The sequence below is a fragment of the Archangium sp. genome (assembly GCF_036389735.1).
GTDB lineage: Bacteria > Myxococcota > Myxococcia > Myxococcales > Myxococcaceae > Archangium.
Genome location: NZ_DASVWK010000289.1, coordinates 1 through 11,159, shown reverse-complemented (window position 1 = coordinate 11,159; position 11,159 = coordinate 1). Strand labels below are relative to the sequence as shown.

The 11,159-nt window shown below is 69.1% G+C and carries 10 protein-coding genes; 6 read left to right on the top strand and 4 right to left on the bottom strand.

Going from position 1 to position 11,159, the window contains the following annotated elements; all coding sequences use genetic code 11:
- Nucleotides 1–757 (top strand): FAD-dependent oxidoreductase (locus tag VF794_RS10305; RefSeq protein WP_331109239.1); only part of this gene is annotated, 757 nt, incomplete at its 5' end.
- A gap of 24 nt (nt 758–781) precedes the next feature.
- Here the strand turns inward: VF794_RS10305 and VF794_RS10300 are convergent.
- Nucleotides 782–1,582: a DUF72 domain-containing protein gene (locus VF794_RS10300; RefSeq protein ID WP_331109237.1), complete on the bottom strand. Its 801-nt coding sequence runs from the start codon at nt 1,580–1,582 to the stop codon at nt 782–784.
- A 194-nt stretch (nt 1,583–1,776) separates the two neighbouring features.
- Here VF794_RS10300 and lipA point away from each other — a divergent pair, with 194 nt between their 5' ends.
- The 4 genes from lipA (at nt 1,777) to lipB (ending at nt 6,609) form a co-directional block, all read left to right on the top strand.
- A complete protein-coding gene (lipA, locus tag VF794_RS10295; protein ID WP_331109235.1) occupies nt 1,777–2,715 on the top strand; it encodes a lipoyl synthase in 939 nt (312 codons plus the stop codon).
- 38 nt (nt 2,716–2,753) lie between these two features.
- Nucleotides 2,754–4,025: a dihydrolipoamide acetyltransferase family protein gene (locus VF794_RS10290; protein WP_331109233.1), complete on the top strand. Its 1,272-nt coding sequence runs from the start codon at nt 2,754–2,756 to the stop codon at nt 4,023–4,025.
- 80 nt (nt 4,026–4,105) lie between these two features.
- The gene (locus tag VF794_RS10285) at nt 4,106–5,530 is read left to right on the top strand and encodes a ClpX C4-type zinc finger protein (RefSeq protein WP_331109231.1); all 1,425 of its coding nucleotides are present in this window, start codon (nt 4,106–4,108) and stop codon (nt 5,528–5,530) included.
- A complete protein-coding gene (gene lipB / locus VF794_RS10280) occupies nt 5,527–6,609 on the top strand; it encodes a lipoyl(octanoyl) transferase LipB (protein WP_331109229.1) in 1,083 nt (360 codons plus the stop codon). The genes VF794_RS10285 and lipB overlap by 4 nt, the downstream gene beginning before the upstream one ends.
- A gap of 69 nt (nt 6,610–6,678) precedes the next feature.
- On the opposite strand, the gene VF794_RS10275 is transcribed toward lipB, so the two are convergent.
- The 3 genes from VF794_RS10275 to glp form a co-directional block, all read right to left on the bottom strand.
- Complete coding sequence (locus VF794_RS10275; protein ID WP_331109227.1) at nt 6,679–7,551, bottom strand: MBL fold metallo-hydrolase; 873 nt, start codon at nt 7,549–7,551, stop codon at nt 6,679–6,681.
- Nucleotides 7,544–8,218 (bottom strand): GTP cyclohydrolase II, encoded by a 675-nt coding sequence (gene ribA / locus VF794_RS10270; RefSeq protein WP_331109225.1) that lies wholly within the window; start codon nt 8,216–8,218, stop codon nt 7,544–7,546. The genes VF794_RS10275 and ribA overlap by 8 nt, the downstream gene beginning before the upstream one ends.
- A gap of 67 nt (nt 8,219–8,285) precedes the next feature.
- Complete coding sequence (gene glp / locus VF794_RS10265; protein WP_331109224.1) at nt 8,286–9,512, bottom strand: gephyrin-like molybdotransferase Glp; 1,227 nt, start codon at nt 9,510–9,512, stop codon at nt 8,286–8,288.
- Between the two features lie 238 nt (nt 9,513–9,750).
- Here glp and VF794_RS10260 point away from each other — a divergent pair, with 238 nt between their 5' ends.
- Nucleotides 9,751–11,127, top strand: coding sequence for a protease inhibitor I42 family protein (locus VF794_RS10260; protein WP_331109222.1), 1,377 nt, complete (start codon nt 9,751–9,753; stop codon nt 11,125–11,127).
- The last annotated feature ends 32 nt before the right edge of the window (nt 11,128–11,159 follow it).

The following is an 11,159-nucleotide window of genomic DNA, read 5'->3' as shown; positions in this document are numbered from 1 at the left end:
CATCGACGCCTCCAAGGAGCTGGAGAAGCACTTCAAGAAGCGGAAGATCGACCTGCACACCGGCGCCAAGGTGGAGAAGGTGGAGAGCACCGCCACCGGCGTGCGCGTCACCATGACGGTGGGCACCGAGACCAAGACGCTGGAGGCCGAAATCCTCCTGTCCGCGGTGGGCCGCTCGCCCGTCACCGAGGACATCGGCCTGGACAAGACGAACATCAAGCCCGAGCGCGGCTTCATCAAGACCGACTCGATGATGCGCACCAGCGAGCCCAACGTGTACGCCATCGGTGACGTCATCCCCACGCCGATGCTCGCCCACGTGGCCAGCGCCGAGAGCGTGCTCGCCGTCGAGCACATCGCCGGGAAGAATCCCGCGGCCATCAACTACGACCTCACCCCGTCGGCCACCTACTGCTACCCCGAGGTGGCCTCCGTCGGTCTCACCGAGAAGAAGGCCAAGGAGCGCGGCTATGACGTCAAGGCCGCCATCTTCCCGTTCTCCGCCGTCACCAAGGCCTCCATCTCCAACGAGGCCTTCGGCATGATCAAGGTCGTCTCCGACAAGAAGTATGACGAGGTGCTCGGCGTCCACCTCGTGGGCCCCCACGCCACCGAACTCCTCGCCGAGGCCTGCGTCGCCATGCGCCTGGAGATCACCACCGAGGAGCTGGCTCACACGATGCACGCCCACCCGACGCTCTCCGAGATCATCAAGGAGGGCGCCGAGGCCACCCTGGGGCACCCGATCCACATCTGAGTCGGGGGTCGCGACCTGGTGGGTTCAGGCCGTTCGAGACTCCTCTGTCTCGGACGGCCTTCGCATGTCTGGGGGTGGGCGGACCTGGACGTGGCCCAGCAGCTCCGCCAGGTCGAAGGCGTCCAACAGCGCGTGCCCTTGCAGGTCGTTGTTGAAGTAGACCCACGCCGTGCGGCCCTTGCGTCTCCACTTGTCCAGCTCGCACGCCACCGGCCACAGCGCCTCGCGGCCGTAGCGCCCGAGGTAGCGCGAGCCCGCTCCGTGGAAGCGGATGTAGCGGAAGCCTCCCGTGAGGCGCGGAGGGGGCACGGGCACGAGGTCGTGCTCGCACACCGCCGCGCCCCAGCGGTCGAGCACCTCCAGCACCTCCTCGTGGTACCAGGCCGCGTCACGGAACTCGAGGACGTAGGAGATGCCTCGGGGAAGGGCCGCGAGGAAGCGATCCAGGCGTGCCGGGTCCGGCTTCTTCATGTGCGGTGGGAGCTGCCACAGCACCGGGCCCAGCTTGGGCTTCAGCCGGAGGATGACCCCGAAGAAGCGCTCCAGGCCCTCGCCCACGTCCGTCAGCCGCTTCATGTGCGTGAGGTAGCGGCTGCCCTTGCACGCGAACCGGAAGCCCGCGGGCGTCTGCTCCCTCCAGCCGTCCACCGCGTCCGGCGTGGGCAGCCGGTAGAAGGGCGCGTTCAGCTCCACCGTCGCGAAGACTCGGGCGAAGTAGGGGAGCCAGCGACTGGCTGGCAGCTCGGCTGGATAGAAGAGTCCCTTCCAGTGCTTGTAGACGTAGCCACTCGTTCCCAGGTGGATGGCCTTCATGCTCCCAAGCATGCGCACTCCGGCCGCCCGAGGCGGTCCACTCATCCCTCACCCAAGCTGTGCTTAAGGTCGCTTGGCGCTGCCCGCTCTCGACGAAGGCGTTACATCGGGACGAAGTATCTGGACCCTCCGCGGAAGCTGACGCCTCGCGTCAAGGCTTCCCCCTTGACCCTGCTTTCGCCCCAACCGTAGAAGGCCCGCGACCCATGGCGACTCCCGACCGTTTCCCCCTGCCGCAGGTACCCGAGCAGCCCACCCGGAAGCCCGAGTGGCTGAAGGTGCGCCTCCCCCACGGGGAAGGGTACGAGCGGGTGAAATCCATCGTGCGCCGCACGAAGCTGGCCACGGTGTGCGAGGAGGCTCGCTGCCCCAACATCGCCGAGTGCTGGGGCGGGGGCACCGCCACGGTCATGCTCATGGGCGAGGTCTGCACCCGCGCCTGCCGCTTCTGCCACGTGAAGGTGGGCGCGCCCCCGCCGTTGGACCCGATGGAGCCCATCCACCTGGCCCAGGCCGTCAAGGAGATGGACCTTGAGTACATCGTGGTCACCTCCGTCAACCGCGATGATCGGCCCGATGGCGGAGCCAGCCACTTCGCCTCGGCCATCCGCGAGCTGCGCCAGCACTCGCCCAAGACGATCGTCGAGGTGCTCATCCCCGACTTCAAGGGCGTGGAGCGCGACCTGGCCACCGTGTCCGAGGCCCGCCCGCACGTGGTCGCCCACAACGTGGAGACGGTGGAGCGGCTCACCCCCACCGTGCGCGACCGTCGCGCCACCTACCGCCAGTCCCTCAAGGTGCTGGAGTACCTCAAGCAGCGGCCCGAGCGGCTCTACACCAAGACCTCCGTCATGGTCGGTTTGGGTGAGACGGACGCCGAGCTGGAGCGGACCTTCGAGGATCTGCGCGGCGTGGGCGTGGACGTGGTCACGCTCGGCCAGTATCTCCAGCCTTCCCAGTACCACCTGCGCGTGGAGCGCTTCGTCACCCCGCGGCAGTTCGAGGACTACAAGAAGCTCGCCGAGTCCTACGGCTTCCTGTACGTCGCCTCTGGACCGCTCGTGCGCTCCAGCTACCGCGCCGCCGAGTTCTTCATGAAGGGCCTCATGGAGCGCGAGCGCCTGGGTCTTGGCGCGAGCACCTGACGCCTTCTCCACCCACACCCCGAAACGGACCCCCGCGAATGGCGATCTTCGAGTTCAAGCTGCCCGATCTTGGCGAAGGCGTGCAGGAGGGCGAGCTCGTCAAGTGGCACGTCAAGGCCGGCGACTCGGTCAAGGAAGACCAGACGCTCGCCGAGGTGATGACCGACAAGGCCACCGTCACCGTGCCCAGCCCGAAGGCCGGCCGCGTCGTGCAGACGCACGGCAAGGAAGGCGAGATCGCCAAGGTGCACCAGATCCTCGTGACGATGGAGATCGAGGGCGCCGCTCCGGCCCAGGCCTCCGGTCATGGCGCGCAGGGGGCCGCCGCTCCCGCTCCCGCCGCTGCCCAGGCCGTGGCCGCCAAGGGCGATGGTGCGCAGGCCGCCTCCAAGGTGCTGGCCACGCCGCTCACCCGCCGCATGGCGCGTGAGCACGGGCTGAACCTCTCGGAGATCGCCGGCTCCGGTCCCCAGGGCCGGGTGATGAAGGCGGACGTGGAGGCGGCCCTCGCGGGGGGCAGCGCTCCTCGCAACGAGGTGGCCGCCCCGGCCGCTCCCGCCCAGGCCCGTCCAGCCGCTCCCTCGGTGGCTTCCGGTCGTGGCGACGAGCGCATCCCCCTGCGCGGCCTGCGCAAGAAGATCGCCGAGAAGATGGTGCGCTCGAAGTTCACCGCGCCCCACTTCGGCTTCGTCGAGGAGGTGGACTGCACCGAGCTCGTCGCCCTGCGCAAGCGCCTCAACGAGACGCTGGCCGCCTCCGGCGAGCAGACGAAGCTGTCCTTCCTGCCCTTCATCATCAAGGCCGTGCTCGCGGCGATGAAGAAGTACCCGCACCTCAACGCCAACATGGACGAGGCCGCGCAGGAGCTCGTCGTGCGCGGCGAGTTCAACATCGGCATCGCCGTGGCCACCCCCGAGGGCCTCACCGTCCCCGTCATCAAGGGCGCCGATCGGCTCACCCTGCGCGAGCTGGCCAACGAGGTCGTCCGCCTCAGCAACGCGGCGAGGGAGCGCAAGCTGAAGATGGAGGAACTCACCGGTGGCTCCTTCACCATCACCTCGCTCGGGCAGACGGGCGGCATCTTCGCCACGCCCATCATCAACCACCCCGAGGTGGCCATCATGGGCATCCACCGCATGCGCAAGCGCCCCGTGGTGGACAAGAACGATCAGATCGTCGTGCGCGAGATGATGAACCTGTCCATCTCCGCCGATCACCGCGTCATCGACGGCCAGATCGCCGCTGACTTCGTATACGAGGTCATCAAGTACCTGGAGCGTCCGGACATGCTGTTCCTGGCCATGGCCTGACGGCCGGGTCGCCCGCCGGGGGCGCGTGCCTCGCTGGGAGCGCTCGCGCACCGCGCTCCCGGCCTTCGAGGAGGTTCCCCATGGCCGAGAATGTTCGCGACGTCCTCCGTGCCGCACAGGCCGCGGAGCTGGGTGGTGACAAGGCCCGGGCCATCGAGCTGCTTCGCCGCGCCGCGGAACTCTACCGGCGCGCGGGCGGCCTGTCCCGGGCCGAGCAACTCCTGCGCTACGCCTTGAAGTTGGATCCCTCCCGCGCCGATGTGCAGGAGGAGATCGGTCGGCTGGGGCAGGTGACGCGGGTCGAGGAGCCTCCGCCCGCTGCGTCCCCTCCCGTCCCCGAGGAGGAGCCCGACGATGACCCCGACAGGGAGGTCTTCGTCCTCGAGGAGGACTCCTCGACGTCCCTCCAGCAGGCCCTGCGCGAGGCGGAGCTGGCCGTGGGCCGGCGGCTCAACCCCGTCGCCGTGGCCGCGGAGGTCGTGCGCTCCGCCGTGCTCAGCGTGGAGGTGACTCCCGAGACCGTGCGGGCGCCCGTGCCTTCCCCTCCGCCTCCCTCCGCCGCTCCTCCTTCGCCTCCCCCCAGTGAGGCCACGGAGGCCAGCCCTCGTTCAAAGGGAGAGGGGGTTTTCATCGAGCGCGGACCCACTCGGGCCGATCCCTCCCTCGAGGCCTGGTGCTCCTTCTGCTGCCGGCCGCGCTCCGAGGTCGGGTCGCTCGTCGCGGGTCCCGCCGGCGCGTTCATCTGCTCGGCCTGCATCGGGGAGTCGGGTGCGTTGCTCGGTGGGGTGGCTCCTCCGCTTCCGCGTCCCCGGGTCGTCCGGCCCATCACCTTCGGGCTGGTGGGCCAGGAGTCGGCCCGGGCGAGCCTGGAGCGGGCCCTGGAGACCGGCGTTCGCCATGTGCTGCTGCTCGGGCCCGAGGGCTCCGGGAAGAGCACCTGGATGCGGGCGCTCGCGGAGCAGGGGAGGGGAGTGCTCGGTTCTTCCTCCGACGTGGACAACGCTCCCCTGGACGTCGCGCTCCTGGTGGAGGATGTGGACCGGCTCCCGCCAGCGGAGCAGACCGCGTTGGCGGCCTTCCTCGCCCGGCACCCCGAGCGCACCGTGGTGATGACCGCTCGGGGCCATGCGGCGACTCCAGGGCCGGTGCTCGTCTCGGACTCCGGCCGGTTGCCCGTGCCCACCACCGCCGCGCTCTCCGAGGCCGTGGAGGGCTCGCTGCCCGTCTCGCTGTTGGAGAGGGTGCGGCTCCTCGTCCCGCTCGAGTCGCCGAGCGTCGAGGAGCTCGTCGAGATCGCCCGGCGCCAGCTCGCCTCGCGCGAGGACTGTCACCTCTCGGAGGAGGCACTCGTCGCCCTCGCCACCGAGGCCGCCCGCTCGCCGCGCTCCGGGCATGAGCTTCAGGCGCTCCTGGCCCGCGTGCCCCCGGGCACCTGGCGTGTGGAGCTCAAGAAGAGGGGGAAGGCCAGGCCGGCCCGTCGCGGTCGGCGGAAGGGAACGTCGTGAACACGTTGACGGTGTACCGGTTCGGTCGGGTCGAATACGAGGATGGGCTCCAGCTCATGAAGCTCTTCGGCGAGGCCCGCCGCCAGGGGCTCTGCGGGGACTCCCTGCTCCTGCTCGAGCACCCGCCCGTGCTCACCCTGGGTCGCGCCGCCAAACGTGCCAACATCGTCGCCAGTGACGCGCGGCTCGCCGCCGAGGGCGTGGAGATCTTCGAGACCGACCGCGGTGGCGATGTCACCTACCATGGCCCCGGGCAGCTCGTCGGCTACCCCATCTTCCTCCTCCCCGAGGGGCGCCAGGACGTGCGCCGCTACGTGCGCGACGTCGAGCAGTGCGTCATCCGCACCCTCGCCGAGTACGGCATCACCTCCGGCACCATCCCCAAGTGGCCCGGCGTGTGGATCGGCCAGGAGGACTCCCCCGACGCCCGGAAGATCGCCGCCATCGGCGTCCACCTCGCCCGCTGGCTCACCAGTCACGGCTTCGCCCTCAACATCAACACGCACCTGCCGCACTTCAACCTCATCGTCCCGTGCGGCATCCGCGAGGCCGGCGTCACTTCCATGCAGAAGGAACTCGGTCATTCCGTGTCCATCGCCGAGGTCGAGGACAAGGTGGCCCGGCATTTCGCCGAGGTCTTCGGGCTCCAGCTCGCCGAGCCCAAGCCCCTCACGCACACCGTGAGCGTCACGTTGGTGCGCGGCAAGGGGTCGGAGGCGCGGGTGCTCCTGCTGCGGCGGCGTCCCGAGCGGGGTGGGTTCTGGCAGATCGTCACCGGGCGTATCGAGCCGGGCGAGCAGCCCCGCGACGCCGCCGCGCGCGAGCTCTTCGAGGAGACGGGGCTGCGCACCGATGTCGTGGATCTGGAGTACCGGCACGCGTTCGCCGTCGGCAGCGTGGTGCCCCCGCGCCTCGTCGAGGAGAACGGCTTCGCCGCTCGGTGCGCCGAGGGCTTCGAGGTCCGCCTCGGGGACGAGCACGATGCCCACGAGTGGGTGGATGCTCAGACGGCGCTCGCGCGGCTGCCGTTTCGTGGGCTGCGCGAGGGGGTACAGCGGGCGCTTCGGGCGTTCGCGTAGGGTTCAACCCGGGGGACGCGTACCCTCACCCCGTCCCTCTCGCGGAGGGAGGGGGGGGAAGGGGGAACTTCAGACCTTCACGATCTGCGACTCGATGGCGGCGATCGCGTCCGGACGGTGCTTGCGCACCTCCTCCACGAACCTGTCCATCGCATCGTCGTCTCGCGTGGGCTCGTGGTGGAAGAGCACCAGCCTCTTCACCTTCGCCTTGTTGGCCGTCTCCACCGCCGACTCCCACGTCGAGTGGCCCCAGCCCTCCTTCGACGCGCCCTTGTGGCCCAGGTACTCGTCCACCGTGTACATCGCGTCGATGACCAGCACGTCCGCGTCTCGCGCGAACTCCACCAGCTCGTGGTCGTTCGCGCAGCCGTGCTCCACGTCCGTCGCGTACACCACCGACTTGCCGCCGCACTCCACCCGGTAGCCCAGGTTGCCGCCCGGATGGTTCAGATCCAACGTCCGGATCCTCGCGGGGCCCAGCTCCAGCTCCTGCTTGGAGCCCAGGTTCTTGTACGTCAGCTGGGCCTTGAACACCTGCTCCGCCGTCACCGGGAAGTAGGGCTGCACCATCTGCCCCGACAGCACCTCCTTCACCGACCTCCCATCCCTCGGCGCTCCGTACATCGTGAAGCTGTACTTCGGGATGAAGATGGGCGTGAAGAACGGCAGCCCCTGCAGGTGATCGTAGTGGTAGTGCGACAGGAAGATCGACGCGCGCAGGGGTCCCCCCGCCGCGACCAGTTCGTCGCCCAGCGCTCGCACACCCGTGCCCAGGTCGAAGATGAGCAGCTCGTCCCCGCATCGCATCTCGACGCAGGGCGTGTTGCCACCGTAGCGCTGCGTCTTCGGTCCCGGTGATGGGATCGAGCCGCGCACTCCCCAGAAACGAACCTGGAAGGGCACGCTCGCCTGCGTGCCCCCCTCTTGCTCGTCGTCAGCCAACCTTTGCTTCCGTGTCGTCGTCGTCCTCGGCGAAGAGCTCAATCAGGTGCCCCGTCCGCTCGCGCTTCGTCCTCAGGTAGCCGACGTTATGCGGATTATGCTCCGTACGCGAGGGAATGCGTCGACGAACTGGAATTCCCTCTTCCACCAGCCCTGCAATTTTCAGTGGATTATTGGTGATCAGGTCCACGGAGCGCACCCCGAGCATGCGCAGCATCTCCGCCGCGACGTCGTAGCTGCGCAAATCATCCGGGAATCCCAGCTTCTGGTTGGCCTCGTAGGTGTCCATCCCCTGGGCCTGGAGCGCATAGGCCTTGATCTTGTTGCCCAGGCCGATGCCCCGGCCCTCCTGGCGCAGGTAGAGCACCACCCCGCACCCATTCTGGGTCACGAAGTCCAACGCCCGATCCAACTGCTCCCGGCAGTCGCACTTCAGGCTGCCGAAGACCTCGCTCGTCAGACACTCGGAGTGCACCCGGACGGGCACACCCTCCTTCCCCTGCACCTCTCCCACCACCAGCGCTACATGCTCGCGCCCGTTGCGCTTTTCCCGGAAGACGACCGTGCGCAGGACGCCACGCCCCGTGGGGACGTCCGCCTCGGAAAACTTCTCCAGGAGACAAGAGGCCTTGCGGGTCGGGAGAACCGGAGGTGTCGAATCGGACATGGATGTTCCCTTCTCTCGCACAACATCTGGAGGCACAAGATGGATGCGAACCGCCAGGGTTCGTTCTTCATGCCCCCCAGGAAAGAGGGAGCAGTTCCACCTTGTCACCATTAGTCAGCCTACTGGAGGAAAGTGGGAAGTGGAGCAGGTGGGTGGCCGAGGCCGCGGACCGCAACACTCCCGACGTCTGGGTGGACAGGGGCCGGGCCCAGAGCTCTCCCTCCTGCCAGGTGGTCGTCACCCGGACATAGTGGGCCAGCCCGGGGGCCTTCTTCAGCTCGCCCGCCAGCCTGCCGCCCACCCGGGGGGGCTCCACGTCCGGGTGCCCCAGCATGCGGCGCAGCGCCGGGCGGACGAAGAGTTCGAAGGTGACGAGGGAGGAGGTGGGGTTGCCCGGCAGCCCGAAGTAGACGGTGTGCCCCTTGCGCCCCACCGCGAGCGGCTTGCCCGGTTTGATGGCCACGCGCCAGAAGTCCCGCTCCACCCCCAGCCGCTCCAGGGCCTCGCGGACGAAGTCGTGTTCGCCCACGGACATGCCCGCGCTCGTCAGTACCAGATCGTACCCCTCGGCCGCCGAGAGGTGCGCGAAGACATCCTCCAGCGTGTCCCGGGCGATGCCCAGCACCGAGGGCACTCCGCCCGCGCGCAGCACCGCCAGCGCCAGGGCCGGGCCGTTGGCGTCCACGATGCGACCCTCGGCGGGTGCGTCCGCCCGGCACAGCTCGTCGCCCGTGGAGAGGATGGCCACCCGGGGGCGGCGAGGGACCGGTACCGACTGCAGGCCCTGGCTCACTACCAGCCCCAGCTCCGGAATCCCCAGCGGCGTGCCCCGGGGGAGCAGCACCTCTCCCGCCCGCGCGTCCTCGCCCCTGGGCCGCACGAAGTTCCCCGGGCCCACCGCCTCGAGGATCTCCACCGCGCCGCCGTCCGGCTCCAGCCGCGTCCGCTCCCGCATCACCACCGCGTCCGCTCCCGCCGGCAACGGGGCCCCCGTCATGATGCGCGCGCAGGTGCCCGGGACGACCTCCTGGCGAGGCGTCTGGCCCGCATGGATGGTCTCGCGCACCTGGAGGCGGACGGGCGGCGGGGCCGATAAATCGGCGCTGCGCACCGCGAAGCCCTCCATGGCCGAGTTGTCCCAGGGCGGCAGGGTGCGCTGGGCAAGCACATCCGAGGCGAGGGCACGTCCGAGCGCCTCCTCCAACCGTGCCCACTCGGGGGGCAGGGGAGAGACCAGGGCGAGGGTGCGGGCGCGCGCATCTTCCACGGGCAGCAGCGCGGCATCTTCCTTCATGGGTCGGGTCTCCTGGGCATGATCTCCCAGGGATGATTGGCTCCATCCGGGGGAGGGCGAAACAGACGTGTAGCGATTGGCTGTTTTTGGGATCAAAGTCCCTAGGAAATTCAAGACTTTGTTTGACAGGCCTGCTGATCATCGTTACAAGCGCTGGTGATCGCGTGGCCCGTATCCGGTTGGGGGCAAGCGCGCCAACCCGTTGAGATGACACGGGAATTTCAAGGAGACAGCGTCGATGGCCAAGCCCAGGTCAGGGGCCAAGAAGGCGACTCCCGCTGCGAAGAAGGTCAAGTCGACGAAACCGGGTGTGCTCAAGACCGCGTCCAAGCGCGTGGCCAAGGCTGCCTCGAAGTTGGTGACGAAGGCCTCGGGCGCCGCGAAGGCGGTGAAGAAGGCCGCCAAGGGTGAGAAGCCCGTCAAGGGCGAGAAGCCCGTGGCCGCCCCGGCTCCCGTCGCTCCCGCCGCCGAGAAGAAGGCTCCGGCGGGCAAGGCGGCCACCAAGGTGAAGGAGGTGGCCTCGGCGGCCACCAAGGTCGCGACCAAGGCGGCCACCACGGTGAAGGAGGCGGCTTCCAAGGCGGCCACCAAGGCGGCGGCCCTCGCGGCGCAGACGCCCCCGGTCGAGAAGCCTCGGCCCCGCGCCACCAAGCTGCCGCCCCCGGGCGAGCCCCTCAACAAGCGCGACATGGAGCAGCTGCTCACCGCGGGCACGGGTCGTGGCGTGGTCGGCGAGGGCAGCCTCAAGGGCCGGCTGGCCATCACCGATGGCATGCCGCACCTGGTGGTGGTGGGCCGGGACAAGCGAGAGCTGAGCTTCCTGCTCCAGGGGCCGGATCAAGAGGTGCTGCCGGCCTATATGGACCACAAGGTGTCCGTCAGCGGGCTCATCAAGAAGACCACCAACTACGGTGGCACGGTGGACGTGCGGAAGTTCTCCGCCAAGAAGCCCGAGGTCGAGGAGCCCGTGGTGGCGCCGGTGGAGCCGGAGAACAAGCTGCGCTACCTGTCGCCCGGCGAGGTGTCCCAGGTGGTGTCGGCCGGCATGGGCGCGGGCATGAAGGGCTTCGCCGCGCTGCGCGGCAACCTGGAGATGACCGGCGAGGAGTTCGTGCTGGTGGTGTCCAATGGCGGCACCCGGCAGCAGGTGTCCTTCATCCTCGAGGGCAAGGGCGCCAAGGGGCTGCGCAAGTACCTGGGCCAGACGCTCTCCGTCACCGGCGTGGCGGACAAGTCCTCCGGCTGGGGTGGGCGCATCGAGGTGGAGGGCGTGGAGCCTCGCCCCGCCGAGGCCCGGCCCATGTCCCGCGAGGGCATGGACCTCCTCCAGGTGGAGGGCGAGCAGACCACCCACATCGAGGTGAAGCTCAACCATGGCTTCACCGTGCGGCTCCAGGAGCAGCCGGGCCTCACCTGGGCCATCGAGCCCACGGTGGCCAAGCGCGTGGGCCTGCGGGAAGCCAACTTCGAGCCGGGCTCCGAGGGCGCCACCCGTGAGTTCTTCTTCATCCCGCGCAATCCCGGCCCCACGGAAATCGAGTTCTTCCTCGCCAAGGCCTTCAATCCGGGCCAGGTGGAGCGCTCCTTCAAGCTCCACGTGACGGTCAAGCCTTGAGGTCGCGCCTGGCTCTCCGAAGCCAGGACGCC

What these genes read in the sequence shown, in the direction of transcription:
- VF794_RS10300 (WP_331109237.1), bottom strand. Translation starts at nt 1,582, where the DNA reads ATGCTTGGGAGCATGAAGGCCATCCACCTGGGAACGAGTGGCTACGTC.
- lipA (WP_331109235.1), top strand. Translation starts at nt 1,777, where the DNA reads ATGGCGACTCCCGACCGTTTCCCCCTGCCGCAGGTACCCGAGCAGCCC.
- VF794_RS10290 (WP_331109233.1), top strand. Translation starts at nt 2,754, where the DNA reads ATGGCGATCTTCGAGTTCAAGCTGCCCGATCTTGGCGAAGGCGTGCAG.
- VF794_RS10285 (WP_331109231.1), top strand. Translation starts at nt 4,106, where the DNA reads ATGGCCGAGAATGTTCGCGACGTCCTCCGTGCCGCACAGGCCGCGGAG.
- ribA (WP_331109225.1), bottom strand. Translation starts at nt 8,218, where the DNA reads ATGTCCGATTCGACACCTCCGGTTCTCCCGACCCGCAAGGCCTCTTGT.
- glp (WP_331109224.1), bottom strand. Translation starts at nt 9,512, where the DNA reads ATGAAGGAAGATGCCGCGCTGCTGCCCGTGGAAGATGCGCGCGCCCGC.
- VF794_RS10260 (WP_331109222.1), top strand. Translation starts at nt 9,751, where the DNA reads ATGGCCAAGCCCAGGTCAGGGGCCAAGAAGGCGACTCCCGCTGCGAAG.